This is a genomic window from Stenotrophomonas sp. STEN240 (genome assembly GCF_056756175.1).
Map to the genome: position 1 here is coordinate 114,516 of NZ_JBRRBO010000005.1, position 25,846 is coordinate 140,361.

Annotated in this window: 24 protein-coding genes; 12 read left to right on the forward strand and 12 right to left on the reverse strand. The window is 64.5% G+C overall.

All coding sequences use genetic code 11. The annotated features are described in order from the left end of the window. The first annotated feature begins 35 nt into the window (after positions 1 to 35). From ACVOKO_RS03835 to kduD, 6 genes are all read left to right on the forward strand, one after another. The gene (locus ACVOKO_RS03835) at positions 36 to 1,040 is read left to right on the forward strand and encodes a TRAP transporter substrate-binding protein (RefSeq protein WP_346497442.1); all 1,005 of its coding nucleotides are present in this window, start codon (positions 36 to 38) and stop codon (positions 1,038 to 1,040) included. Between the two features lie 13 nt (positions 1,041 to 1,053). Next, a complete protein-coding gene (locus tag ACVOKO_RS03840; RefSeq protein ID WP_346497444.1) occupies positions 1,054 to 1,590 on the forward strand; it encodes a TRAP transporter small permease in 537 nt (178 codons plus the stop codon). Between the two features lie 3 nt (positions 1,591 to 1,593). Continuing rightward, complete coding sequence (locus ACVOKO_RS03845; RefSeq protein ID WP_346497446.1) at positions 1,594 to 2,877, forward strand: TRAP transporter large permease; 1,284 nt, start codon at positions 1,594 to 1,596, stop codon at positions 2,875 to 2,877. Between the two features lie 88 nt (positions 2,878 to 2,965). Continuing rightward, positions 2,966 to 4,540: a family 43 glycosylhydrolase gene (locus ACVOKO_RS03850; RefSeq protein ID WP_430980708.1), complete on the forward strand. Its 1,575-nt coding sequence runs from the start codon at positions 2,966 to 2,968 to the stop codon at positions 4,538 to 4,540. Between the two features lie 15 nt (positions 4,541 to 4,555). After that, the gene (locus ACVOKO_RS03855; RefSeq protein WP_082746654.1) at positions 4,556 to 5,641 is read left to right on the forward strand and encodes a LacI family DNA-binding transcriptional regulator; all 1,086 of its coding nucleotides are present in this window, start codon (positions 4,556 to 4,558) and stop codon (positions 5,639 to 5,641) included. 217 nt (positions 5,642 to 5,858) lie between these two features. Next, the gene (gene kduD / locus ACVOKO_RS03860) at positions 5,859 to 6,614 is read left to right on the forward strand and encodes a 2-dehydro-3-deoxy-D-gluconate 5-dehydrogenase KduD (RefSeq protein ID WP_346497448.1); all 756 of its coding nucleotides are present in this window, start codon (positions 5,859 to 5,861) and stop codon (positions 6,612 to 6,614) included. An 87-nt stretch (positions 6,615 to 6,701) separates the two neighbouring features. Here kduD and ACVOKO_RS03865 read toward each other — a convergent pair whose 3' ends face one another. Continuing rightward, positions 6,702 to 7,094 carry a hypothetical protein gene (locus ACVOKO_RS03865; RefSeq protein ID WP_346497450.1) on the reverse strand — a complete coding sequence of 131 codons (393 nt, stop codon included), beginning with the start codon at positions 7,092 to 7,094 and terminating at the stop codon, positions 6,702 to 6,704. 38 nt (positions 7,095 to 7,132) lie between these two features. Here ACVOKO_RS03865 and ACVOKO_RS03870 point away from each other — a divergent pair, with 38 nt between their 5' ends. Together ACVOKO_RS03870 and ACVOKO_RS03875 are read left to right on the forward strand one after the other, a co-directional pair. After that, positions 7,133 to 7,771 (forward strand): RpiB/LacA/LacB family sugar-phosphate isomerase, encoded by a 639-nt coding sequence (locus ACVOKO_RS03870; RefSeq protein ID WP_057630411.1) that lies wholly within the window; start codon positions 7,133 to 7,135, stop codon positions 7,769 to 7,771. Between the two features lie 362 nt (positions 7,772 to 8,133). Next, on the forward strand, positions 8,134 to 9,315 hold the full coding sequence (locus ACVOKO_RS03875) for a GDSL-type esterase/lipase family protein (RefSeq protein WP_346497453.1): 1,182 nt from the start codon (positions 8,134 to 8,136) through the stop codon (positions 9,313 to 9,315). A 7-nt stretch (positions 9,316 to 9,322) separates the two neighbouring features. Here the strand turns inward: ACVOKO_RS03875 and ACVOKO_RS03880 are convergent, their stop codons facing one another. After that, positions 9,323 to 10,237, reverse strand: coding sequence for a LysR family transcriptional regulator (locus ACVOKO_RS03880; protein WP_346497455.1), 915 nt, complete (start codon positions 10,235 to 10,237; stop codon positions 9,323 to 9,325). Between the two features lie 136 nt (positions 10,238 to 10,373). Here ACVOKO_RS03880 and ACVOKO_RS03885 point away from each other — a divergent pair, with 136 nt between their 5' ends. Then, positions 10,374 to 11,084, forward strand: a complete 711-nt coding sequence (locus tag ACVOKO_RS03885; RefSeq protein ID WP_346497457.1) for a pirin family protein — start codon at positions 10,374 to 10,376, stop codon at positions 11,082 to 11,084. A gap of 316 nt (positions 11,085 to 11,400) precedes the next feature. Here the strand turns inward: ACVOKO_RS03885 and ACVOKO_RS03890 are convergent, their stop codons facing one another. The 6 genes from ACVOKO_RS03890 to ACVOKO_RS03915 form a co-directional block, all read right to left on the reverse strand. Continuing rightward, positions 11,401 to 12,042, reverse strand: a complete 642-nt coding sequence (locus ACVOKO_RS03890) for a DUF2894 domain-containing protein (protein WP_346497459.1) — start codon at positions 12,040 to 12,042, stop codon at positions 11,401 to 11,403. Then, positions 12,039 to 12,689 carry an OmpA family protein gene (locus ACVOKO_RS03895; protein WP_346497461.1) on the reverse strand — a complete coding sequence of 217 codons (651 nt, stop codon included), beginning with the start codon at positions 12,687 to 12,689 and terminating at the stop codon, positions 12,039 to 12,041. Before ACVOKO_RS03895 ends, ACVOKO_RS03890 begins: the two co-directional genes overlap by 4 nt. Positions 12,690 to 12,694: 5 nt before the next feature. Then, positions 12,695 to 14,782, reverse strand: a complete 2,088-nt coding sequence (locus ACVOKO_RS03900; protein WP_346497463.1) for a DUF802 domain-containing protein — start codon at positions 14,780 to 14,782, stop codon at positions 12,695 to 12,697. Positions 14,783 to 14,792: 10 nt separating this feature from the next. Next, positions 14,793 to 15,509, reverse strand: a complete 717-nt coding sequence (locus ACVOKO_RS03905; protein ID WP_346497465.1) for a DUF3348 domain-containing protein — start codon at positions 15,507 to 15,509, stop codon at positions 14,793 to 14,795. 402 nt (positions 15,510 to 15,911) lie between these two features. After that, the gene (locus ACVOKO_RS03910) at positions 15,912 to 16,547 is read right to left on the reverse strand and encodes a response regulator transcription factor (RefSeq protein ID WP_346497467.1); all 636 of its coding nucleotides are present in this window, start codon (positions 16,545 to 16,547) and stop codon (positions 15,912 to 15,914) included. Further along, on the reverse strand, positions 16,544 to 17,650 hold the full coding sequence (locus ACVOKO_RS03915; protein WP_346497468.1) for a sensor histidine kinase: 1,107 nt from the start codon (positions 17,648 to 17,650) through the stop codon (positions 16,544 to 16,546). Before ACVOKO_RS03915 ends, ACVOKO_RS03910 begins: the two co-directional genes overlap by 4 nt. A 167-nt stretch (positions 17,651 to 17,817) precedes the next feature. Here ACVOKO_RS03915 and ACVOKO_RS03920 point away from each other — a divergent pair, with 167 nt between their 5' ends. After that, positions 17,818 to 18,540: a DUF2306 domain-containing protein gene (locus ACVOKO_RS03920; RefSeq protein WP_346497470.1), complete on the forward strand. Its 723-nt coding sequence runs from the start codon at positions 17,818 to 17,820 to the stop codon at positions 18,538 to 18,540. 111 nt (positions 18,541 to 18,651) lie between these two features. Here the strand turns inward: ACVOKO_RS03920 and phhA are convergent, their stop codons facing one another. Further along, the gene (gene phhA, locus ACVOKO_RS03925; RefSeq protein WP_346497472.1) at positions 18,652 to 19,542 is read right to left on the reverse strand and encodes a phenylalanine 4-monooxygenase; all 891 of its coding nucleotides are present in this window, start codon (positions 19,540 to 19,542) and stop codon (positions 18,652 to 18,654) included. A 132-nt stretch (positions 19,543 to 19,674) separates the two neighbouring features. Between phhA and ACVOKO_RS03930 the strand changes: the two genes are divergently transcribed. Then, complete coding sequence (locus ACVOKO_RS03930) at positions 19,675 to 20,157, forward strand: Lrp/AsnC family transcriptional regulator (protein ID WP_282271903.1); 483 nt, start codon at positions 19,675 to 19,677, stop codon at positions 20,155 to 20,157. Between the two features lie 143 nt (positions 20,158 to 20,300). Here the strand turns inward: ACVOKO_RS03930 and ACVOKO_RS03935 are convergent, their stop codons facing one another. From ACVOKO_RS03935 to ACVOKO_RS03945, 3 genes are all read right to left on the reverse strand, one after another. Further along, positions 20,301 to 21,329 (reverse strand): patatin-like phospholipase family protein, encoded by a 1,029-nt coding sequence (locus ACVOKO_RS03935; protein WP_346497475.1) that lies wholly within the window; start codon positions 21,327 to 21,329, stop codon positions 20,301 to 20,303. A gap of 106 nt (positions 21,330 to 21,435) precedes the next feature. Next, a complete protein-coding gene (locus tag ACVOKO_RS03940) occupies positions 21,436 to 22,047 on the reverse strand; it encodes a hypothetical protein (protein ID WP_346497477.1) in 612 nt (203 codons plus the stop codon). A gap of 178 nt (positions 22,048 to 22,225) precedes the next feature. Beyond that, entirely contained in the window at positions 22,226 to 23,239 is a 1,014-nt protein-coding gene (locus tag ACVOKO_RS03945; RefSeq protein WP_346497479.1) for a TIGR00266 family protein, read from the reverse strand. A gap of 169 nt (positions 23,240 to 23,408) precedes the next feature. On the opposite strand from ACVOKO_RS03945, the gene ACVOKO_RS03950 reads away from it, so the two are divergent. Continuing rightward, positions 23,409 to 25,715: a TonB-dependent receptor gene (locus ACVOKO_RS03950; RefSeq protein ID WP_346497481.1), complete on the forward strand. Its 2,307-nt coding sequence runs from the start codon at positions 23,409 to 23,411 to the stop codon at positions 25,713 to 25,715. Positions 25,716 to 25,846 lie beyond the last annotated feature (131 nt).

The window sequence follows — 25,846 nt, forward strand, 5'->3', positions numbered from 1 at the left end:
CCGGCAGCCACGGTAGCAACGCGTTGGAGGGCGCTATGGTCACTCGAAGAGGCTTTCTCAAAACCGGCATGGGGGCATTGGCCGCACCGGCACTTGCCGCCTGTTCTGCAGGCAACAAGGGTGCAGCTGGCGGCAGCCAGCTGCTGACCGCCACCGATGTACACGTGGCCGACTACCCGACCGTCACCGCGGTGAAGTGGATCGGTGAACAGCTGCGCCGCGAAACCGGTGGCCGCTTGGGCTTGAACCAGTTCCACTCCGGCCAGCTCGGCCGCGAGTCCGAGGCGATCGACATGGCCCGCTTCGGCGCCATCGACATCACCCGCGTCTATTCCGGCGCACTCAACAACGCATTCCCGCTGACCCGCGCGCTGTGCCTGCCGTATGTGTTCGACTCGGTGGCGCATATGCGCCGCGCGCTGGATGGTGGCATCGCCGATGCGGTTCTGCAGGGCTTTGAAAGCCGCGAACTGGTCGGCCTGGCCGTCTATGACTCCGGCGCGCGCAGCTTCTACAACACCAAGCATCCGATTGTGGAGCCCAAGGACCTGCACGGCTTGAAGCTGCGCGTGGCCAGCTCGGACATCTTCCTGCAGCTGATGCGTCTGTTCGGTGCCAACCCCACGCCGATGTCGCTGGGCGACACGTTCTCCGGCATGGAGACGCACATGATCGACGGCGCCGAAAACAATATGCGCAGCTTCCACTCCAGCCGTCATTTCGAGGCCGCGCATTACTGGTCCGAAAGCCAGCATTCGTATGCGCCGGACATCCTGCTGATGTCCCGCCGCAGCCTGGACGCATTGTCCCCGTCCGATCGCCGCCTGGTGATCGAGCTGGCGCGGCAGTCAGTGCAGGTGATGCGCACGGCCTGGGATGCGTCCGAAGACAAGGCCCGCGAAGCGGTGCTGGCGTCCGGGGTGAAGTCCAACGCAGTAGACATGCCGGCGTTCCACGCGGCGTCCGCACCGTTGCTGCGTGACTACCTGCAGCAAACCGATATCGCCGCGCTGCACCGTCGCATCCGCGACTTCGCCTGAGGGGGCCGTACCGATGTCTGATTCCAACGTACAAACGGCCCCGGCAGGATTCCAGCGCGTGCTGGAGAAGGTTGCCGATGTGGTCATCTACATCGCCGTCGCCGCCCTGCTCGGGCTGGTGGTGGTGCAGGGCTGGCAGGTCTTCGCCCGCTATGTGATCAACGATTCGCCGAGCTGGACCGAGCCGGTGACGCTGCTGTTGCTGAGCACCACGATGAGCATGGGCGCGGCGGCCGGTGTGTATACCAATCGCCACTTTGGTTTCTTCCTGTTGGCCGAGCAGATGCATCCGCTGGTCAAGCGCTTCATCGATGCGCTGGTGCCGCTGATCGTCGCCACCATCGGCGGCTTCCTGGCCCGTTGGGGCTGGGTGCTGTGGCTGGATGGCCTGCACATCAAGACCGCCGGCGCCAACCTGCCGCAGAGCGTGAATTACCTGCCGCTGAGCATCGGTGGTGCGCTGATGGCGGTGTTCGCACTCAATCGCCTGCTGTTGTCGCTGCGCGCAGGCGCCGGCACCGCTGCCAACGCTGCTGAAGGGGACCGCTGAGTCATGGGTATCGCTATTCTTTTCCTCGTGTTCGGCGTGCTGCTGTTGATCGGCGTGCCGGTGGCCTATGCCTTGGCTGCGGCTGCGCTGGCCACCCTGCTGTATCTGGATATTCCCAGCATCGTATTGGTGCAGCAGATCTCCGCCGGTACCGGTTCGGCCTCGCTGATCGCCATTCCGCTTTTCATCTTTGCCGGTGAAATCATGATGCGCGGCGGTATTTCCGAGCGTTTGATTTCCCTTGCGTCGTCGTTGGTCGGGCGCATGCGCGGTGGCCTGGGCCAGGTTTCGATCCTGTCTTCGCTGTTCTTCGGCGGCGTCTCGGGTTCGGCGATTGCCGACGTATCGGCAGTCGGCGGCACGATGATTCCGCAGATGGTCAAGCGTGGCTACGACCGTGATTTCGCGGTAAACGTCAGCATCACCGCCGCGCTGGTGGCGCTGCTGGTGCCGCCTTCGCATAACCTGATCCTGTTCTCGGCTGCAGCCGGTGGTGGCCTGTCCATCGCCGATCTGTTCGCCGCAGGTATCGTGCCGGCGCTGTTGATGACCGTGGTGCTGATGGTCACCGGTTACGTGGTTGCGCGTCGTCGCGGCTACGGCGTGGAAGCCTTCCCGGGCTGGCGCGCGGTGCTGCTGCGCTTGGTTGCCGCCCTGCCCGGCCTTGGCCTGGTCGGCCTGATCTTCTTCGGTATCCGCGCCGGCATCTTCACCGCGGTGGAATCGGCTGCCATCGCCGTGGTCTACGCCTTGCTGGTGACCACCGTGCTGTACCGCCAGCTGCGCATCAAGGAGTTCTTCGAAACGGTGATCCATGCGGCGCGCAGCACCGGTGTGATCCTGTTCGTGATCGCCACCGCCGCCGTGTTCGGTTGGTTGCTGGCCTACCTGCAGGTGCCTGCAGCGGCGGTGGACTTCCTGCAGTCGTTCGCGCACAGCAAGTACATGGTGCTGCTGATGATCGTGGTGATGCTGCTGTTGCTGGGCACCTTCATGGACCTGGCGCCGATGATCCTGATCTGCACGCCGATCTTCCTGCCGGTGGCCAAGGCTTATGGCATCGACCCGATCCACTTCGGCCTGGTGCTGGTGCTGACCGGTGGACTTGGCCTGGTGACGCCGCCAGTGGGCTCGGTACTGTTCATCGGCACCGCCATCGGCAAGATCAGCGTGGGCGAAAGCATGAAGACCATCTGGCCGTTCTGGATGGCGGGGTTGGTGGTGTTGCTGATCGTGACCTTCTTCCCCGAACTGTCGTTGTGGCTGCCGGCCCTGCTGCGTAGCTGATGCATGCACGCTGCAGGCAGGTTCGCGCCTGCCTGCGGTTGTGCTTTGGCGTAGGCCTGTGCGCCGCGCCTTCAAACTGGAGATGACGATGAACGTGACCCGTACCCTGGCCGCGCTGGCTACCGCTTGCCTGCTCGCGGCCGCGCCGGCCTTCGCCGATGCACAGACCACCCCAAAACGCGGCATCGAGCAGCAGCGCATGGCCGACCTGGGCAATGGCAGCTTCCTCAACCCGGTGCTGGCCGGCGATCACCCGGATCCGTCGGTGCTCAAGGACGGCGACGATTACTACCTCACCCTGTCCTCGTTCGACGCCTATCCCGGCCTGCCGATCTGGCACTCGCGCGACCTGGTGAACTGGCAGCCGCTGGGCCATGCCATCACCAGCAACGTCGGCGCGATCTGGGCACCGGACATCATCAAACACCAGGGCCGCTACTTCATCTACTTCCCGGCACGCACCGGCGAGTCGCGCAGCAACTTCGTGGTCTGGGCTGATGACATCAAGGGCCCGTGGAGTGAGCCGATCGACATCGGCCTGTCCGGCTACATCGACCCCGGGCATGCTGTCGGCGAAGACGGGAAGCGCTACCTGTTCCTGTCCGGCGGCGATTACGTGCAGATCAGCGATGACGGCCTGAGCGTGGTCGGCAAGCCCAAGCATGTGTATGACGGTTGGCGTTACCCGGCAAGCTGGGACGTGGAGTCCTATGCCCAGGAAGGCCCTAAGATCAGCCAGCGCAATGGCTGGTACTACATGACCACCGCCGTCGGCGGCACCGCCGGCCCGCCGACCGGGCACATGGTCATCACCGCACGCTCGCGTTCAATCCACGGGCCGTGGGAAAACGCGCCGAACAACCCCATCACCCGCACCGTCAACCGCGATGAACCGTGGTGGTCACGCGGCCATGCCACGCTCATCGAAGGCACCGACGGACGCGGCTGGATGATGTACCACGGCTACGAGAACGGTTACTGGACGCTGGGCCGGCAGATGCTGCTGGAGCCGATCGAGTGGACCGCCGATGGCTGGTTCGTCGCCAAGGGCGGCGATCTTGGTACGCCGCTGGCCAAGCCCTCCGGTGAGGCCGTACCGCATGGCATGGCGCTGTCCGACGACTTCAAGGGCGGCAAGCTCGGCCCGCAGTGGTCGTTCTTCAACCCGGCCCGCGACGAATACCAGCGGCTGTCCTTCGACCAGGACGGCATGACCCTGCAGGGCAAGGGTACGACCCCGCGCGACAGCTCACCGCTGACCGCCATCGCCGGCGACGTGGCCTATGAGTTCGAGGTGGAAATGGACATCGAGCCGGGTGCGTTCGGTGGCGCGCTGCTGTTCTACAGCGACCGCCTGTATGCCGGTGTCGGCAGCAATGGCGAACAGTTCATCCTGCACCGCTATGGCGAGGAACGCCCCACCCGGCCCCAGCCCAGCGCCACCGGCGGCAAGCTGTGGCTGCGGGTGACCAACAACCGCCATATCCTCACCATCCACAGTTCCAAGGACGGCAGCAGCTGGCAGAAGTATCCTGTTCAGATGGAAGTCTCCGGCTACCATCACAATGTGGCGGGGAAATTCCTTGCGCTGAAGCCGGCCATCTACGCTGGCGGCAACGGCAAGGTGCATTTCCGCCAGTTCCGCTACCGCGCATTGGATTGAGCGCGGCCCGATAGAATGAATGTATTGAACGGTTTCAAGGACATCCCCTTGCGCAAGAAAGCCGACGTCGCCGCTACGCCCCAGTCACTGGGGCGGCCCGCCACCATCAACGACATCGCGCGGTTGTCGGGTGTTTCCAAGAAAACCGTCTCGAGGATCATCAACAACTCGCCGCTGGTGCGCAAAGACACCCGCGACAAGGTGGAAGCGTTGATGCGCGAAGTCGGCTACACGCCCGATCCGCTGGCGCGTGGCCTGGCGTTCCGGCGCTCGTTCCTGATCGGCATGGTTTACGACAACCCCACCGCGCAATACGTGGTGGACATGCAGAACGGTGCTTTGGACGCGCTGCGCGGCTCCACCTTCGAGCTGGTGGTGCACCCCTGCGACACCCGCAGCCCCGGCTATATCGAGGGCGTGAAGCGCTTCGTGCAGCAGCAGAAGCTGCACGGCGTGATCCTGGTGCCGCGTGCGTCCGAAGACCAGGCGCTGGCCGACATGCTGGATGAAATCGGCTGCCGCTTCACCCGTATCGCCGCGCTGCCGCTGGATGAAACCTCGCAGATGGTGATCACCCATGACCGCGACGGCGCTGCCGAAGCGGCCGACTACCTGCTGTCACTGGGCCACCGCGATATCGCCCTTATCACCGGCCCGACTGCTTACCGTTCGGCGCATGAGCGTACTGCCGGTTTCATCGAAGCGCTGGAACGGCGTGGCATCGAGCTACCGCCGGCACGCATCATCGAGGCCGGTTACACCTTCGAATCCGGTGTGGCCGCCGCCGAGAAGCTGCTGCTGGGCAAGCAGCGCCCGACCGCCATCTTCACCGGTAACGATGAAATGGCCGCCGGCGTCTACAAGGTCGCCATGCGCGCCGGCATCAGCATTCCACGCGAGTTGTCGGTGGTCGGTTACGACGACAGCCCGCTGGCCTCACGGCTGTGGCCGTCGTTGACCTCGGTGCGGCGCAATACCCGTGACACCGGGCGTACAGCGGCCGCGATGCTGATCCAGCCGGAGGGCAAGAACGCCATGCCGATGGCCAGCGTACGCCCGCATCTGATCGTGCGCGATTCCTGCCAGCCGCCGCAGGACTGAGCACCCCAAGTTTTTGTTTTTCAAAGGGAATCGCTTATTTTGCAGTGCAAAATGACACCGGTTTCCATAATTGGCTAGAATCGTCTGGCAGGCCCGCCAAATGCACCAGCGGGCCACTGGACAGATGCGCTGACCGGGCCTACCCCGGAGCCATCGCCCCGCTACGGCGCCCGCCGCCGGCAGCACCATCGAACTACCGCTCTGGGAGAGGAACAGCATGACGAATCCATTCAGTCTCGAAGGCAAGGTCGCCCTGGTAACCGGTGCCAATACCGGCCTGGGCCAGGGCATCGCGTTGGCGCTGGCCGCCGCCGGTGCCGATATTGCCGGCGCCGGCATCGTCCCGGCCGACGAGACCGCCGACAAGGTGCGCGCGCTGGGCCGCCGCTTCCTCAACATCGAAGCCAACCTGATCAGCATCGAGCCGGTTGAGCGCGTGGTTGCCGAAACCATCGCCGGCCTGGGCCGCATCGACATCCTGGTCAACAACGCCGGCCTGATCCGTCGCGCCGACGCGGTGGATTTCAGCGAGAAGGACTGGGACGACGTGATGAACGTCAACATCAAGTCCGCCTTCTTCATGAGCCAGGCCGCGGGCAAGCAGTTCATCGCCCAGGGCAGCGGCAAGATCATCAACATCGCCTCGATGCTGTCCTTCCAGGGCGGCGTGCGGGTGCCTTCGTATACCGCCTCCAAGAGCGGCATTGCCGGCATCACCCGGCTGCTGGCCAATGAATGGGCAGGCAAGGGCGTGACCATCAACGCCATCGCCCCGGGTTACATGGCCACCGACAACACCGCCCAGCTGCGTGCCGACGAAGACCGCAACAAGGCGATCCTGGACCGCATCCCGGCCGGCCGCTGGGGCAAGCCGGAAGATCTGGGCGGCACGGCGGTATTCCTGGCGTCGAGCGCCTCGGATTACGTCAACGGCGCGATCATTCCAGTGGATGGCGGTTGGTTGGCGCGCTGAGGATTGAAGGTGGTGATGCGGAAGCTGAAAGGCCAGAAATCAGGAAGCGAAAGCTGAAGAACTGAAAGGCTAGAAGCGCCCTCACCCCTACCCCTCTCCCGCATGCGGGAGAGGGGAATGCAACAGCCAAAGCAACAGCCAACGCAACGGCCAAAGCAACGGCCAACGCAACAGCCAAAGCAACAGCCAAAGCAACAGCCAAAGCAACAGCCAACGCAACAGCCAAAGCAAAAAGCCAAAGCAAAAAGCCAAAGCAAAAAGCCAAAGCAAAAAGCCAAAGCAAAAAGCCAAAGCAATAGCCAAAGCCAAAGCAACGACCAATGCAACAGCTGAAGCAAAAGCAAAGGCAATGATCAAAGCAGCAGCGAGCGGCGGCAGCCAGCAGCCGCGAGCAGCACAGATTTCCCTTCTCCCGCCTGCGGGAGAAGGTGCCCCGAAGGGGCGGATGAGGGGAAGCTTTTGCTTCAGCTTCCACCCCATCAACAACACCGTTTCCCCCTATAAATGAGAGTCACGCAATGAAAATCGCATTGATGCAGGAGTTCAGCCAGGCCGCCAAGAACCCGGTGGTGCTGGAACAGCTCAACACCGTCGCCGCCGCACAGGGCCACGACGTGTACAACGTCGGCATGGACGGTGACAACGATCACCGCCTGACCTACATCCATCTGGGCATCTGCGCCGCGCTGCTGCTCAATGCCAAGGCCGTGGATTTCGTGGTGGCCGGCTGCGGCACCGGGCAGGGCGCGATGATGTCGCTCAATGCATGGCCGGGCGTGTACTGCGGCTACTGCATCGAGCCGACCGACGCCTTCCTGTTCGCCCAGGTCAACAGCGGCAACGCGCTGGCACTGCCGTTCGCCAAGGGCTTCGGCTGGGGCGCGGAAATCAACATCCGTTACATCTTCGAAAAGGCGTTTGCCGGTGAGCGCGGTCAGGGTTACCCGGCCGAGCGCAAGGAATCGCAGATGGCCAATGCCGGCATCCTGGCGCAGGTAAAGCAGGGCGCTTCGAAGGACTTCGTCGAAGGCCTGAAGTCCATCGACCAGGAACTGGTCAAGCAGGCCGTCGGTGGCGAGCGCTTCCAGAAGGCGTTCTTCGACAACGCGCAGGACCAGAACATCGTCGCCTACGTGAAGAGCGTGCTGGGCAAGTAAGTCCTGGCATGCAGTAGCGCCCTCGCGGGCAGACAAGGGCGCCTGCGGGCGCCTTTGTTGTTTGTGGGCGACCGGGCTTTGGCCTACGGCTGCTCCGTGAAGCAAGACTCCAGCCCTTCTCCCCTTGCGGGAGAAGGTGCCCGAAGGGCGGAAGAGGGGAGGCGTGCGAAGCACGCGTGCTTCTCGGTGCTGGAGCTCATCAAGCCAGCGATCTTCGATCGCTACCCCTCTCCCCAACCCCCGCTCCGCGCCCCAGCCCTTGCGCCGGCGCAAGGGCGTTCAAGGGTCCACGAACCTTCGGTCCGTCAACCGTCCCCTCTCACCCCGCAAGGGGAGAGGGGCTTAAAGGCACAAAGCAAAGCATGAAGACTCCAGCGATTTGTCTCATCCTCCTCAGCGCTTTCTTTGCCAGCGCCCAAGCCAACGAGCCCACCCACCGCATCTTCATAGCTGCAGACTCCACCGCAGCCAGCTACGGCCCAGAACGCGCGCCACAAGCCGGCTGGGGCCAGACGCTGCAAAGTTGGTTGGATGAAGGCCAATGGCAGGTTCGCAACCATGCCGTTGGTGGCCGCAGTACCCGCAGCTTCATCAACGAAGGGCGTCTTGCTGCAATCGAAAAGCAACTGCAAGCAGGCGATGTATTGCTGATCCAGTTCGGCCACAACGATGCCAAGCGCGAAGACCCGACGCGTTACACCGACCCGGACAGCGACTACCCACAATTCCTCTCGCGCTACATCGCTGCAGCGCGTGCGAAAGACGCAACGCCTATCCTGATCACCCCCGTCGCCCGCTTGCTGTACGACTTCGGTGCGCTGCTGGATACACATGGCCGCTACACGCAGGCGATGAAGCAGGTGGCGAAAGAACAGAACGTGCAGCTGATCGATCTCAACGCAAGCTCAATGGCATGGATACGCGCGCTGGGTGAGCAGGGCGCAAAGCCTTACTTCATGTTCGTCCCCGAACAGAACAAGGCCGATGGCACGCACTTCAGCGTTGCCGGCGCCACTGCGGTGGCCTGCCAGGTGATGCGGAGCTGGGTCGAGCTCGCGCCGCAGATGAAGGCGAACCTGAAGCGTGATATCGACTGCGGTGCGATCAACGCGGGGCAGGGCACCGCTGTTTCTACGCCAAGCGCGGCAGCACCGGCAGTTGCGGCGCCCAAGCAGGATGCAGGCAACCCACATGGCTCGCAGGTGATCCGCGAGCAGGATATCGGCCGCGCGCAACCTGGCCCGCATGGCGGCGCCGGCCCGACCACGGCCTACTCGTTCTTCGCCGACGTAAGCGATCTGCCATTCGTGATGCGCAAGCGCGTGCTGCACAAAGGCGCCGGCATAGGCCTGCATCCGCAGCACAAGGACGAGATCTACTACATCGTCAGCGGACGCGGCCTGTACGTGCTCGATGGAACGCAGTACGAAGTAGGGCCAGGTCATGCGCTGCTCACCCGCAGTGGCAGCAGCCACGCCCTGCAGCAGATCGGCGACGAGGACCTGGTGGTGATGCTGGCCTATCCGACGACGCTGCCGCGTTGAGAAACGCTCAGCGCGCCGCCCAGGGCTCCTGCTCCAGCCGCTGTGCCAGGTAGTCGATCAAGGCCTGCACCCGCGCCGGCCGGTGCAGGCCGGGCGGGGTGATGATGCTCAGTGCCAACGGCTCCACCTTCCAGTCGTCCATCGCGGTCTGCAGGCGGCCATCGCGCAGTTGCTCCCAGACCAGGAACTCCGGCTGCAGGGCCAGGCCCAGCCCCGCCTGCAAAGCGGCATCGAATATTTCGGCGTTATTGGCCTGCAGCTGGCGCGGCACGGTCTGCGCGAACTCGCCATGGCGCGGGTGGCGGAAACGCCAGGTGTTGCCGCTGCGGGTGTAGCTGTACTGGAAGCCGCGATGCTGGGCCAGATCACGCGGATGCGTAGGCCGACCGTGCGCTTCAAAGTAGGCAGGTGACGCGACCAGCAGAATCCGTACCTGGCATAGCTGGCGCGCGCGCAGGCTGGAGTCGGCCAGGGTGGAGATGCGCAATGCCATGTCGAAGCGCTCGGCCACCAGATCGACCATCTGATCGCTGAGCTGGATATCCAACTCCACGTCCGGATGCGACTGCATGAAGGCCGGCAGCAATGGTGCCAGCCGCGATACGCCAAACGACATCGGCGCCGCCAGCCGGATCAAGCCACGCAGCGCGGCCGAACGGTCAGCCACTTCGGCCTCCACCGCCTCGCCCTCGTCGAGGATGCGCGCAGCCCGCTCCAGGGCGGCCTCACCGGCGGAGGTCAGCGACATGCGCCGCGAAGTGCGGTGGAACAGGCTGGTGCCGATGCGTGTCTCCAGCCGGGTGATGGCCTTGGACACGGTGGCCTGCGACAGCTGCAGCTCCTCGGCCGCGCGGGCGAACGAGCCGGCTTCGGCGACCTTGGCGAAGATGGCCCAGGCTTCCAGATCAGGCAGGCGGTTCATGGCGTCAGCTCGCGGGGCAGGGGTTTAATCATGTCACATATGGAAAGAATGACTTTCCATACTTTCTATTCTCTGCATCGGCAGCCAGGCCTAGACTGGGCCCCATCGAATCCCCACCCGCTTGCAGGAGAACGCCATGATTGAACGTCGCCCATTTGCCAACCTCGGTGGAGCCAATCACGGTTGGCTGGATGCCAAGCACCATTTCTCGTTTGCCGAGTACCAGGACAACAAGCGCATGAACTGGGGCGCGATGCGGGTCTGGAACGACGACACCATCCAGCCCGGCACCGGCTTCCCGCCGCATCCGCATGCGGAGATGGAGATCATCACCTACGTGCGCGAAGGCGCCATCAGCCACAAGGACGACCAGGGCAACCAGGGCCGTACCGAAGCCGGCGATGTGCAGGTGATGAGTGCCGGCACCGGCGTCCGCCACGCCGAGTACAACCTGGAGCCGGGCATCACCCGCATCTTCCAGATCTGGATCTTCCCCGACCAGCGCGGTGGCAAGCCGTCCTGGGGCACCAAGCCTTTCCCCAAGGGTGAGCGCTCGGGCCGCTTCATCGCCTTGGCCAGTGGCATGCAGGGTGACGAGGATGCATTGCCGATCCGTGCCAACGCCCGCGTGCTGGGCGCCACGCTGAAGGCCGGCGAGAGCACCGAGTACCACTTCAGCGATGCCAACCGCTACGGCTACCTGGTGCCGAACACCGGCAAGGTCGAGGTCAATGGCGTGCTGCTGGAGGCCCGCGATGGCGCCGCCATCAATGGCGAAACCAGCATCCGCATCACTGCCTTGGAAGACGCCGAGCTGGTGCTGGTGGATACCGCGGCGCTGCAGTAAGCAACGTCGGGGGCAGAGTCGGGTTTCTGTTTTCCAAGCGTAGTTGCGTTAGCCGGGCCGCGAAGCTGGTGACGTACCAGCTTCGCGATTTGCTCAGGGCCGGTAGTTGTTTGTGGGAGCGGTGTAAGCCGCGAAGCTGACATTGTTGAAGCCCAGGGCAGCTATGCCATCTGGCGAAGCAGCGGCTTCGCGGCTTACGCCGCTCCCACAAAAAGCCAAACGACAAAGGCGCAGATATCCGCGCCTTTTTTCTGGGTTGTTACTTGTGACATCGAAGGGCTCTTTGGGTGCCCAGTGTGAGCTGCAGTTTGTTCGCTCACGCCTTCTTGCGGCTGGCCTTGCGTTTGCTGGCCGCGCGCGTGGGTTCCACCACGGTATCGGTACCGCTGACCGGTTCCATCCAGGTGAGCACATCCACATAGGCGATGAAGTGCTGCAGGTACTCCGGTGAGATCTCCTGCATCAGTGCCATCGCGCGATAGGTAAGCACGCTGGAGTGCAGCGGGCCGGCATCTTCGGGCAGTGAATCCAGGCACTGGCGGAGCAGGCTGTCGATGCGGATGCGGCTCCATAGCTGCTGGAATTCATCCAGCGCCGGCATCAGCGCTGCCTCGTTGCTGTCAGCACTGTCGGCGTCGCCGGCCGCTGGGCTGGATGTGGCCAATGGCAGTTGGTACTGCAGTGGATCGGCCGTCAGCTGCAGTAGCAGCGATTGCAGCGGGCTTTCCACTGCGTCCCCGGCTACGGGCAGCGGAGCTTCCACCGCGACAAGTTGCGCATAAGCACCCATCAGCTGCGACAGGCGCGCATCAAGCTGCTCGCGCGCGCTGCCGGTATAGCGTTGTGCGCGTTGCGCAAGTGCTGCGATCAGCTCGAAACGTGCCAGGTCAACACGATCAGCGTCGCTTTCGCGCCATGCCTGCAACTGCGCCAGCGTTGCCGGATCAGCGGGCATCATTGCGCGGCATCGGCCTTGCCGTCCTGCTTCGGGCGCGGAATCGGCGCGATCTCGACGCGGCGGTTTTTTGCTCGGCCAGCTTCGTCATCGTTGCTGCTGACCGGCTGCTCGGCGCCGAAGGCGGCAGCGAATACCGACTGCGACGGCACGCCATCGGCGATCAGCGTGCGGGTGACGGTGAGTGCACGTGCGGCCGACAACTCCAGGTTGTCGGCGAAGCGGCCATGGACCACGCGCACCGGCTGGTTGTCGGTGAAGCCGCTGACCATCAGGATCTCTTCGCGCGTGCCCAGATATTCACGCAGCGGCGCGGCCAGGCTCTGCAGCAGTTCGCGGCCTTCCGGCTGCAGCTGGTCGGAGTTGAGCGCGAACAACACGCTGCCACTGATGCCGATGCGGCCATTGATCACTGTCACCCGGCCGGCGGCCAGCGGTGCCGCCAGTGCCTGCTCCAGCGTCTTGAGCTTGGCGGTCTGCTCCTGGCGCTGTTTTACCTCTTGATCCAGGCGGTTGTGCAGCAGCAGCTGGATGCCGATCACACTGGCCAATATCAGCACGAAGGCGCCCAGCAACACCGACATCAGGTCGCCGAACGCGGCCCATGTGGTGGCGCTGGATTCGGCGTCGAATTCGATTTCGTCGCTCATCGCGCTCAGGCTCCGGCGTTGTCGCGGGCGACGGCCAGCTGCTGCAGTTCGCCGATGATCTGCTTCTGCGAGAGCATGCTCAGGTCCACCACTTCGCGCGCCTGGGCCACGTAGTAGGCCAGCTGCTCATCGCTGCGGGCCAGCGACTTGTCCAGCGCGCCTTCAATCAGCTGCAGGCGTTCGTTCAAAGCTTCGGTGGACTGGCCAAACAGCTGCACCGCACTGCCGAAGGCATCGCCCAGGCTGGCCAGTTCCACCGCGCTGGCGGTGACATTGGCGGCGGCGTGGTCGAGCCTGCTGGTTTCGCTTTCGAGCTGGTGGCTGAAGCGATTGCCGACGCGTTCGAGCAGATCGGCCGAGGTGCTGACCAGTGCGTCGATGGCGCTGCGCTGTTCGGTGGATGCATGGGTAACCGCGCCGAGCAGGGTTTCCAGCGTGGACAACAGATGGCTGCGTTCTTCCAGCATGGCGGTGTCGCGGACCATGCTGTCGGACAGCTTCTGGCGCAGTTCGGCCACCACTACGGCGGCGGCGCGCGGTGCTTCCGAGGCGCTCTGCACCAGCCGCGAGATTTCGGCGATGGTGTCGCGGGCCTGCGCCTGCTGCTGCTCGCTCATGGTCTGCGTGGTCTGCGCCAGGCTGTCGCAGATCTGCTGCTGGCGTTGCGCGACGGCTTCGCCATTGCGCTGCCAGCTGCTGTCCAGCGTGTTGACCATCGCCGACAGACTCTGCGACCACTGGCCAAGGCGCTGTTCGTCGCGCGCTGCGAACGCCGTCTGCAACTGCTCATGCGATTGCTGCAGGGCGCTGAGCAGCGACTGTGCCTGTTGTTCGAATGCGGACGACGCGCCCAGCAAGGCCTGCTCATTGCGCTGGGCCAGTTCGCCATGTGCGCTGTGCTGCTGTGCCAGGGCGTCGCGCCAGGCGTCGGCGGTGCGGGCGGCGCTGTCTTCCATGCGTACGGCAACGCCGTCGATCAGGGCGTTGCTGCGTTGTTCGAAGTTGCTGCTGAACTGGGCCAGTGCCTGCTGCAGCTGCTCGGTGAGTGCGCTGTTGCTGCGCTGCTGCTGCTCAAGTGCGGTGTTCCAGCTGTTGCCTGCGGTTGCGGCGGCGCTTTGCACTGCCACGTTGATGCCGTCGAGCTGCTTCTGCACGGCAGTGTCGATGCTGGTGTGCAGGGCCTTGGACGTGTCCGCCAGTCCGGCCATCGTCGCATCCACCACCGGCTGCAGGGCGGCACCCACGGCATTGGCCTGCTGGCTGATACCGGCCTGCATTGATTGCTGCAGTGATGCTGCCAGCTGCGTATACGCCGCTTCGGTGCGCTGATGGAATTCCTGCTGGCTGGCCTGCAGGCGTTCGTTGTTGGCCTGGTGCTGCTGTTCCAGGCTGCCCATCATGGCCTGCAGGCGCTCGACCAGGGTCGGCATCAGCGCGTTCTGTTCCTGCAGCAGGCGGAAGGTTTCACCGCGTTGGAAGCGCTGCGAATGCACCCGCAGCTGACTGGCGATGCCGGCGTCCAGCTCCTGCACGGTCTGCGCGCGCTCGCGGCGCAGCAGGGCCGACAGCAGGCCGAGCGCGGCCGAGCTGGCCACGCCGGCAATCGAGGTGCCGAAGGCGAAGCCCAGGCCCTTGACCGGCGCCGCCAGCGAGCTGCGGATGGCATCCAGGTCGGTGGCGCTTTCCAGCGCCAGGCCGGTGCCACGCAGGGTCGCCATCATGCCGAGCAGGGTGCCGAGCATGCCCAGCAGCACCAGCAGGCCGACCAGATAAGGGGTCAGCGCAGGGGCGGGCAGGCCGACCCGTTCGCCCTGCACGCGCAGCCGTACCGGGCCGCGCAGGCTTGGCTGCAGGCGGCTGAGCCAGCCGTCGAGGTTGTCCGCGGCCTCGCCGATCGACGGCAGCGCCTGCTGCAAGCCGGTGGTGGCCTGGCGGTAACGGAACAGCTCCACGGCACCGGCCAGATAGCAGGCGGCGATGATCGCGGCGACCACCGCAGCCAATGGATGGGTGCCGGCATAGCCCACGCCGATCCAGCACACGGCCAGCAGGCCAACAAGGAAAACAACGACAGCAACGAGGTTTCTGGACATGAGGTACGGATTACCGGGTGCGTAGCGCTGCAAGCAGGCCATCGATGGGGTGGAAACGGACATCCAGTTCGGCCAGCAGCGCAATGCGCAGGTCTTGCCGGAACGTGGCCAGCCAAGGGCCGGTGGGTGCCGCCGGGGGTTCCGATGCCGGGGCATCGTCGGGGTCGTGCGCGACTGTGTCGTACAGCCGTTGGTAGTGCAGGCCGAGCAGCACCGGCACATGGGAGAGCAGGGTATGTTCGCGCGGGCTGAGGGTAGCCTCCATCACCGCGTCGACTTCGGCCAGGCGCGCCTTGGCCGGGGATTGGCGGGCCAGCATGTCACGCAGGCGGCCGCGCAGGCGCCCGCTGGCGGTCTGCATGGCGCGTTGCTGCGTCAGATAGTGCTGGCGGTAGGGGGCGAAACCGGGCGGCAGCTCGAGATCGGCGGGCGACGGGTTGCGCGGCGGGCTCAGGTCGATCTCGGCCTGTGTGGCAGCGCTCAGCCTGGCCCGCACTTGTGCGTATTCAGCATCCTGGGCCGGGTCGTAGGTGGCGCCGGGCTCTGGCGCTGGCGGCAGGTTGTCCAGCGCTTTGGACAGGGTGATGGCGCGGTTCCAGTCGAACCACTGCGCCAGCCGCTCCGGCACCGCAGGTGCCGCAGGGGATGTTCCCTCGTCATTGAAACGGGCCAGCAGGCGAATGAACGCCGGGCCCAGAACGGGCGCCCGTTCGGATGCTTTCGCCATGGTCCTGACTAAAAATTGGTCATTTTACATGCTGCGGCAAACCGCGCCCTGCGCCCGGTATTCAGGGCCGGGGCCGGGTGGCGGGGCTCAGCGCGCATGGCGTTTGTGCAGTTCCAGCAGCAGCTCGGCCTCGGCGGCGGGCTTGGAGGGCGTAACTTTGGCTTGGGCTCTGCTTAGGGTAGTGCCGAGCCATGCTCGGCAAGGGCTTTCCGGCCACAGTGCCCTGTAGGAGCGGCCTCAGCCGCGAAGCTGGCAATGCTGGAATAACCGATATCTCCGCAATCTGATGGTTTATGGGCTTCGCGGCTTATGCCGCTCCCAAAACGGCGGATGGGCTGTGGGTGGAGTCCCTGCCGAGCATTGCTCGGCACTAACGAATAAAAAGGCGGCACTGGGGCGGTGCTAGATAACCCGCAGGGTGATCGCCTTCAGCACCGCGCGGGTGCGGTCGCGGGTGTCGAGCTTGTCGAGGATGGCCGAGACGTAGTTCTTCACCGTGCCTTCGGCCAGGAACAGGCTGCCGGCGATTTCGCGGTTGCTGTAGCCGCCGGCCATCAGCCGCAGCACAGCCACTTCCTTCTGGCTGAACAGTTCTTTGGGCGCGTCATCGGCGTGGTAGCGATAGCGCTGGCGCACCGCGTCGGTGCTCACCGGCTGCAGCAGGGTCTGCCCGGCGATGGCTCGCGTGATTGCCTCATGCAGGTCCTCGGGTGCGGCATCTTTCAACAGGAAGCCTTGTGCGCCGGCGTCGGTGGCCCGCAGCAGCAGGTCGCTCTCATCGAAGGTGGTCAGGAACACGCACGGCGTTTGATCGCCGCGCGCACGCAGGGTCTTCAAGGCCTCGATGCCGTCCATGCCTGGCATGCGGATATCCGACAGGATCAGCTGCACCGGCTGCTGCGGGAGCTGTTCCAGCAGGGCTTCGCCGCTGTCGGCTTCGAACACGATGGTGATGCCGAGCTGCTGCAGCAAGGCGCGCAGGCCGGCGCGGATCAGGGCCTGGTCGTCGACCAGGGCAATGCGTGGGGAAGCGTTCATGCCGGCAATTCCACACGAATCTGCAAGGCACCGGAAGCGGCACGCTGCAACTGCAAGCTGCCGCCTTGTTCGTCCACCCGCTCGCGCATGCCGGTGAGCCCATTGCCTGCGCGCGGCTCGCCACGCAGCTGGCCATCATCTTCCATCGCCAACAGCAGCAGGCCGTCGCGGCGCTGCAGCGATACCTGCAGCATCCGGGCATCGCTGTGGCGGGCGCTGTTGGTCAGGGCTTCCTGCACGCAACGCAGGATGGTTTCGGCCTTGGCGGTATCGCTGACCTGCACGTCATCGTCCAACTGCAGCTGCAGGCGCGGGCGCGGCAGCGGTGCGGCCAGGGCATGCAGGGCGGTGTCCATGTCGAGCTGGCCGCTGTCGCGCAGGCAATGCACAACCGCGCGGATATCGCCCAGCAGCTCGGCGGACAGTTGTTCGCACAAGGCCAGCTCGGGTGCGGCATCGGCGTGTGCGGCAAGCGCGCGCAGGTGCAACCTCAGCGCCGTGAGCTTGTGCCCGGCCACATCGTGCAGCTCACGCGACAGGCGCAGTCGTTCCATGTCGCGGGATCTTTCGGCGAGCAGGGCGCGGGTGGCCAGCAGGTCGGCATTGACCTGTGCCAGCCGGTCGCGGGCCTGTTCGGCGCTGCGCGCGTAATGCGTGGTGAGCATGGCGAAAGCCTGGAAGCCGGCAAAGATCAGCACCACTGCGGCAGGATGGCTGTGGATGCCGCGCAGGACCAGGTACATGCCCAGGTTGACCAGCAGCATCACCACCAAGCTGATGCGCAACGGCCAGCTCATCGCCACCTGTGCGGCCAGCATCACCAGCAGGGCCGGCGCCACGCCGCTGCTGGCGCCCAGGCGGATCACCGCCAGCGCCGCCAGTGCCTCGACCAGCAATGCCACGCTGCGTTGTGGCGAGGGCCGCTCATAGCTGGCGGCAAACAGAAAGGCGAGCAGGAACAGCAGGGCGCTGCCCCAGCGCAGCGCGAGCTGCTCGGCGGAGCCGTAGGGCAGGGTCGCGGCTACTGCCAGCCAGGTCAGCAGGCCGGCGAGGTTGAGCGGGTGCAGCAGCCTGTGCCAGCGCGAACGGGGAGTGATTTCCATGCGTGCATGCTGCTGGCCGCAGGCCTCAGCAGCAAGAGGGGCGGAGCAGAAAGTGACTTCCGGCAGGGTGGATCAGTGACTGCCGCAACTGCCGCAGCCGCAGTGGCTCACGCACTCTGGCTGCAGGTCATCGCATTCCGCCGGCCGCCCTTGAAGAGATCGCTGTCATGCCTGGATATTCCCTGATCGTCGCGCTACATGTGCTTGCTGGCGTGGTCGCCTTGATCGGCTTCTGGTCGGCGGCGTTCATGAAGAAGGGCTCGCCGCGGCATCGCGCGCTGGGCAAGGTCTATCTGGTTGCGATGGCGGTGATCGTGGTCACCGCTCTGCCTATCACCGTCCAGTTCGCGTTCTTCCGCCAGCAGCCGCTGTCGGCATTGTTCCTGGCCTACTTGATGGCAATCACCGGCAACGCGACGTGGCTGGCGTGGCGTGCGGTCACCGACAAGCGCGACTGGAAGCAGCTGGTGTCGCGGCCGGGCTGGCATCTGGCGTTGTGGCCAATGGTGATCCTGGCGCTGGTGGTTGTGGCCACTGGTATCCACCACCGTCAGCCGTTGTTCCTGGGCTTCTCGTCGATTGGCCTGTGGGTGGGCTGGCGCATGCTGAAGTTCGCCCGCCGTGGACCATCGCGCCCGGACTGGGCATTCCGCCAGCATTACCAGTCGATCCTGGGCGCCGGCATCGCTACCCATGTGGCATTCCTCGGTATCGGCATGCGCCCGGTGTGGCAGTGGCTGCACAGCCACACCACGGTGCCGGCGGCGCTGATCGAGTTGTTCCCGTGGGCGGCACCGTTGCTGGTGGCGGTGGTCATTGGCATCTACCTGGACCGCAAGTACGGCGGTCGGCGGGTGGCCAAGGCTGCAGCGGGAAAAGCGGTGCAGTGAGCTACAGGCTTTGGAAAGCCCGGGGTGCGCGTTGCTTATCCGGGCCAGGTGGGACGCAGACGAAAAAGCCGCCCTCGGGCGGCTTCTTCTGTTCCGGCAAGGCGGTGCGGCCTAGACGTCGCCACCGTCCGCCCAACCTTCGCCGCTGCCGCGTTGGAATACCGTGTCACCGGCCTGCACATCGCCTGCCGGCAGATGTTCGGCATCTGCAAGACGTGCGTAGATCGGGGTGAAGTCCGGCTCGGTGGCGGCCATCAACTGCTCGAAACCATCAATGACGAAGTAGGTCTTCTGGAAGGTGTCGATGCGGTAGCGGGTGCGCATGATCCGCTCCAGATCGAAGCCAATGCGGTTCGGCGCCGCCGATTCCAGTGAGTACAGCGATTCGCCCTTGGACGAGACGATGCCGGCGCCGTAGATGCGCAGGCCGTCGGCGGTGTTGATCAGGCCGAACTCCACCGTGTACCAGTACAGGCGGGTCAGGTTCTGCAGCGCGTCCGGGCCGATGGCGTGGGCCTTGACGCCGCCACGGCCGTAAGCGGCCATGTAGTCGGCGAACACCGGGTTCATCAGCAGCGGCACGTGGCCGAACAGGTCGTGGAACAGGTCCGGTTCGGCGATGTAGTCGATCTGATCGGGGCGGCGGATCCACCAGGTCACCGGGAAGCGGCGGTTGGCCAGGTGATCGAAGAAGTCGAGTTCCGGCAGCAGGCCTTCGACCCCGACCAGGGTCCAGCCGGTGGCCGCGCCCAGCACTTCATTGAGCTGGTCGAAGCGCGGAATCATGTGCTCGCTCATGCCCATCTCGTCCTGGGCATCGAGGAACTCCTGGCAGGCACGGCCGACCAGCAGTTCGCGCTGGCGTTGGTACAGCGTGCTCCAGGTGGCGTGGTCGTCGGCGCTGTAGTTGTCCCAGGGCTGCTCCACCACGGCGGTGGTATAGACCGGCACGTAGCCCTTGTCGGTCTGCTGGTGTTCGACGCGGCGCGGGTGGGCTTCCATGGCGGCAGCTCCTGAAGGGAATAGATAACCGCATGGTAGGAAGCCTGCCGCGCAACAGGTGTGCGTAATTGCGGAGTGAGGGGCTTCTGACGCAATATTGTTGCGTCCATTCAATGCTGCGGAGCAACAAAGATGGCTTCGGTGAACCTTGACCGCACGGATCTGCGGCTTCTTGTCGAAATACAGCAGCATGGCCGTGCCACCAACGCGGAATTGGCGGCGCGGGTGAATCTTTCACCTTCGGCCTGCCTGCGGCGGGTGCAGCGGTTGGAAGCGGAAGGGGTGATTGCCGGTTACGGCGCACGCCTGGAGCCGCGCGCGATCGGGCTGGGCCTGCAGGCCTTCGTCCGCGTGCAGCTGTCCAAGCACGGGCAGGCGGCGATCGATCATTTCGTGCAGGCGGTGCAGCTATGGGATGAGGTGGTGGCCTGCCACGCGCTCACCGGCGACATGGACTATCTGCTGCAGGTCTACGTACGCGACCTGGACCATTTCTCGGAATTCCTGCTGGACAAGCTGCTCAATGCGGCCGGCGTGGCCGACGTCAATTCCAGCTTCGTACTGCGCACGGTCAAGGAGTTCCGCGCGCTGCCGCTGTCGCAGTTGGGGCGGTAAGGGCTCTTCCTTCTCCCTGCGGGAGAAGGTGCCCCGCAGGGGCGGAAGAGGGTAAGCGGCGAAGCCAATGGAATCCGAAGCAAGCTGCTTCGCTCGCACCCTCACCCCAACCCCTCTCTCAGGAGGGAGAGGGGCTTCAAGCATCAGCGCGCCGGCGCGCTGCAGTTCTTCTCGACACCGCGCAGCTTTTCGATGCGGCTGCGGCTGTCCTGGCAGCGCTGATGCGCCTCTGCCTGTATGGCCGCAGCGCGGGCATCGGCTCCGCGCACGGCGGCCACACGCGCCTGCTGCAAGCGTGCAATACCAGCGCGGATCTGCGGCATCGCCGCCATCGCTGCCTTCTCGCCTTCCAGAATCGCGCGGCCGCGCTGTTCGAAATCGGCAGCACCGATATCCAGCACCGCCGGCCGGATCACCACGTCGGCGCGCGCCAGTTCCTGCTCACCCAGGCGCTGACCCATGATGGTGATCGACTGGCCCACCGCACCCAGCAGGCCGGTCGGGCGCTGGCCGGTGGCGCGGCTGGAGATATCCACCGCGATCACGAACTCGGCACCCAGCTGCTTGGCCGCATCCACCGGCACCGGGCTGACCACGCCGCCGTCGACATAACTCTTGCCACCGATGATCACCGGCTCGAACACGCCGGGGATGGAGCTGGAAGCCCGTACCGCCTGGCCGACATTGCCGCGCACGAACACCGCCCGCTCACCGGTTTCCAGCTGGGTGGCGACCGCAGCGAACGGCTTTTTCAGCTGCTCGGCGCGCTTGTTGCCGACCTGCGCGTTGACGTAGTCCTGCAGCTTCTGGCCCTGCACCAGGCCGCCGGAGAACAGGCGGATATCGCGGATGCTGGCTTCATCCAGCGCGACGGCCTTCTGCTGCATCTGGAAGGCGTCCATACCGCTGGCATACAAGGCGCCGACCACGCTGCCGGCACTGGTGCCGGACACCACCACCGGCTCGAAACCATTGGCTTCCAGCATTTTGATCACGCCGATATGCGCAAAACCCTTGGCCGCGCCACCGCCCAATGCCACGCCGATCTTGACCGGCCGCACCGGCGTGGTCGGCTGCACCGCAGCCGGCGGGGTGGGCTTGGTGTTCTCGCCGCCACAGGCTGCCAGCAGGCCAAACAGGGAAAGAGACAGCAGCAGACGGGCGTTGCGCATGATGAACAGGGGGCTTTGGAAAGGGCGCCAGCATAACGCTTTGTGTTGGCAAGGCCGCCAGCAGGCTCACGTTTGGTTTAACCAGGGCTGCCATCGGCAGCCGGCATCAGCCTGCGTAAAGCTCTGGCGCCCACAACACTGCCAGTATCCCCAGCCCGATGACTATCCAGAAAAGTGCGCCCAACACCAGCCATACCCAGTTGGCAGCGGTGAGCCGGGAATTGCCGCGGCCGTCGGGGTCGCCGCTGGCGAGGTTGGCCGCGCGCTGTGCCTGTACCAGCGAGGTCACGTTCAGCGCCATCAACAGCATGCCGATCGCGAAACCCGGCAATGGCGGCAGGACGGCGTCGGGGATGCGGTTGATGATGCGGCCAGCAATCCCAGAAGAGATGAAAGCACCTGCCCACATGCCCGGTGACCAGTTATAACGCTGGCCTGAACGGCGCAGCCATTGATCGATTTCCTGATTCAGGCTGTTGGCGAAAAAGATCCCGAAGATGGCGCGAGGCACCGGCCAGATGTCCAGCTTCTTCTCGCGCTTATACCGGCTCCAGTGCTTCCAGAACCAATACACCGTGTAGAAGCCCAAGGTTGCCACGTACAGCAGCACCAGCTTGGTGATGGAGACCACATAGAACGGCGGCAGACCCAAAGGTTCAGTGGTTTCCTGCGTCAATGAGGCCTGCGGCGGAGCGTAAATATTTTCCTGCGCATCCATGGCTTGCGGTCTTTCCCTGAAAATGAATGCGGCGAGTATGGCCACGGCTTCAGGGCCAGACAAGGCACGGCTTTGCCTGTACGCGGAGCGCGGCTGATGGTGTGCAGGGATGCCGCTCGAACAGCGTTCCGTAGCCCGGACTTCTCAGCGAGACCGGGCTGCGGACGCCAGCGCGCCATCAGAACTTGTTGTCACCATCCAGCAAACGCCCCAGCCCACCCAGCACCGAGCCTTCACCGCGGTTTTGGCCGCCACCTTGCGGCGCGGCGGCATACATACGGCCAGCCAGGCGCGAGAACGGCAGTGATTGCAGCCATACCTTGCCGGGGCCGGTCAGGGTGGCCAGGAACACGCCTTCGCCGCCGAAGAACATGCTCTTGAGGCCGGCCACGCGGCGCACGTCCATGTCCACGCTGGCGTGGTAGGCCACCACGCAGCCGGTATCCACGTCGATGCGCTCGCCCGCTACCAGCTCGCGTTCAACCACGCAGCCGCCGGCATGCACGAAGACCCAGCCGTCGCCTTCGAGCTTCTGCATGATGAAACCCTCACCGCCAAACAGGCCGGTCATCACCTTGCGCTGCAGATGCACACCAACCTGCACACCGCGCGCGCCGGCCAGGAAGCTGTCCTTCTGGCAGATCAGCTTGCCGCCGTGCTGGTCCAGCTTCATCGGCAGCACCGTGCCGGGGTAGGGCGCGGCGAAGGCCACCTTGGCCTTGCCGTTGCCGGTGTGGGTGAACAAGGTGGCGAACAGGCTCTCGCCGGTGATCACCCGCTTGCCGGCCGACATCAGTTTGTCCATGAAGCCGCCGCCCTGGCCCTCGTGGCGGCCGTCGCCGAACACGGTGTCCATCTGCACGGACGAATCCTTGAACATCAGCGCGCCGGCCTCGGCAATCGCGCTCTCGCCCGGGTCCAGTTCGATTTCCACAAACTGCATCTCATGCCCGATGATGCGGAAATCGATATCGTCAGCCTGGTTGCGGTTGCCAGCCACCGGCGGCGGCATCGGGGGCGGGCTGCTCTGGCCGCCGAATTCGGTGACTTCGGTGACCGCCTGCCAGCCCTGCATGCCCTCGCGCCAGGCCAAGGCCTGGCGGCTACCCTGGGCAAAGCGGCGCGCCGCCTCGTCGTCCAAGGGGCCTACGCGGTCGGCTTGGCCGGGAATATGGAAATACCATTGGGTCATGGCGGTGTGCCTGGGCGGGAAAGGAAGCCAGTCTATGCGGCGGAACTGCATCACACCCCTGACAGTCGTCATGCCGATGAATACCTGAACGATTGCGATACGAATGTTGTGCTGCAACAATTCCGTGCTAGGCGCAGTTCCCATTTCTCCTCAACAGGCCCGTCTCGCCATGTCCCCGACCCGTACCGCTCGCCGCCGCTTGCCGGCAGCGCATCCGCTGTTCGTCGCCGTTCTTGCCGTATTGCCCTTCACCGCTGCAGCGCAGGACGCGACCACCGCCCAGAAGGAAGCATCCACGCTGGATGCGGTAAAGGTGACGGCGGCGCGCAAAGTCGAAAACATCCAGGACGTGCCGGTTTCCATCAGCACCGTCAGCGGCGAGAAGCTCGACGCGCTGGCCTCCGGTGGTACCGATGTGCGTTACCTGTCCGGCCGCGTGCCGAGCCTGAACATCGAATCCTCGTTCGGCCGTGCGTTCCCGCGCTTCTACATCCGCGGCTACGGCAACACCGATTTCCGTCTGAACACCTCGCAGCCGGTGTCGCTGGTGTACGACGACATCGTGCAGGAAAACCCGATCCTGAAGGGCTTCCCGATCTTCGACGTTGAGCAGGTGGAAGTGCTGCGTGGCCCGCAGGGCTCGCTGTTCGGCCGCAACACCCCGGCCGGCGTGGTCAAGTTCGACTCGGTGCGCCCGTCGCAGGAGTTCGAAGGCTACGGCAAGGTCGGCTACGGCAGCGACAACCTGTGGAACGTGGAAGCTGCAGTGGGCGGCGCATTGAGCGCGCGCTGGTCGGCACGTGTGTCGGCCCTGTACCAGCGCCGCGACGACTGGGTGAAGAACACCGGCCCGGGCCCGAACGACGGCCTGGAAGGCTATGACGAGTCGGCCGTGCGTGCGCAGTTCCTGTACGAAGGCGACAACTTCGAAGCACTGTTGGGCGCGCACAAGCGTCACCTCAACGGCACCGCACGTCTGTTCCGCGGCAACATCTTCAAGAAGGGCAGCAACGATTTCGTGCCCGGCTTCGATGAGAACAAGGTGTCCATCGACGGCCTCAACCATTCCGAGCTGGACAGCAGCGGCGCCAATGCACGCCTGAGCTGGGACCTGGGCAACTACAAGCTGTCGTCCATCACTGGTTACGAAACCGTGGACACCTTCAGCGTTGGCGACATCGACGGTACCTCGGGCCCGTACTTCACCGCTGATGTGCCGTTCGCATCGGAAACCGCCGATGGCATTCCCAGCCACTCGCAGTGGACCCAGGAACTGCGTCTTGAATCGCAGAACGAAGGCCCGCTGAACTGGCAGACCGGCCTGTTCTACTTCAAGGAAGATTACGACGTCGACAGCGTCAGCTACGACACCACCAACGGCAGCAAGCAGGACGGCTTCCAGCGCATCAACCAGACCAATGATGCCTGGGCGGTATTCGGCGGCCTGACCTTCCAGGCTACCGACAAGCTGGAGCTGCGCGCCGGTGCGCGTTACACCATCGACAAGAAGGATCTGACGGTCAAGGACTACTGGAACACCGGTTTCTCGCCGTGCGTGCTGTCGGCCAAGTGCGACCTGGCCGGTCTGCTCGCCGCGCAGCAGGCAGCCTTCGCCGCCGGCGATGCGGTTGATCCTTACCTGTCGGCCTCGACCAAGGACAAGAAGTTCAACTGGGATTTCTCGGCTACCTACGCCGTCAATGACACCGTCAACGTCTATGGCCGCGTCGCCACCGGCTTCCGCGGCAGCTCGATCCAGTCGGCAGGCGCGTTCAACGAAAAGACCGTGGCCGATCCGGAAACCGTGTTGTCGTTTGAAGCCGGCATAAAGGCCGACTTCTGGGACAACCGTGCGCGCTTGAACGCCAGCGTCTACCACTACCGGGTCAAGGACCAGCAGCTCACCGCCGTCGGCGGTTCCACCGGCAACGCCAATATCCTGCTCAATGCCGACAAGAGCGTGGGCAAGGGCTTCGAGCTGGATCTGCAGGCCTACCTGACCGACAACCTGCTGGTCACCCTGGGCAGTGGCTACAACCACACCGAGATCAAGGACGCCGACCTGAGCGTGGCCGGCTGCTTCTCCTGCACCGTGACCAATCCGCTGGATGCCAATGGCAAGGTGCTGATCAACGGCAATTCGCTGCCGCAGGCACCGGAGTGGACCCACAACATGACCGCGCGCTGGTCGCTGCCGTTGGCCGATGGCACCCAGCTCTACGTGTTCACCGACTGGGCTTACCGCAGTGAAGTGAACTTCTTCCTGTACCAGTCCAAGGAATTCACCGGCAAGTCGCTGCTGGAAGGCGGCCTGCGCGTGGGTTACCAGTGGAACGATGGTGATTACGACGTGGCCGTGTACGGCCGCAACATCACCAACCAGATCCGCGCCACCGGCGGCATCGACTTCAACAACCTCACCGGCTTCATCAACGAGCCGCGTCTGTGGGGTGTGGAGTTCAAGACCCGCTTCTAAGCGCAGGTTTGTGAGTTGAACAAAGAAGGCGCGGAGCAATCCGCGCCTTCTGCTTTTCTGTAGTGCCGAGCCATGATCGGACAAAGGACAAAACCAAAACGCCCCAACCGAGCCAGGCACGCCACAACAAG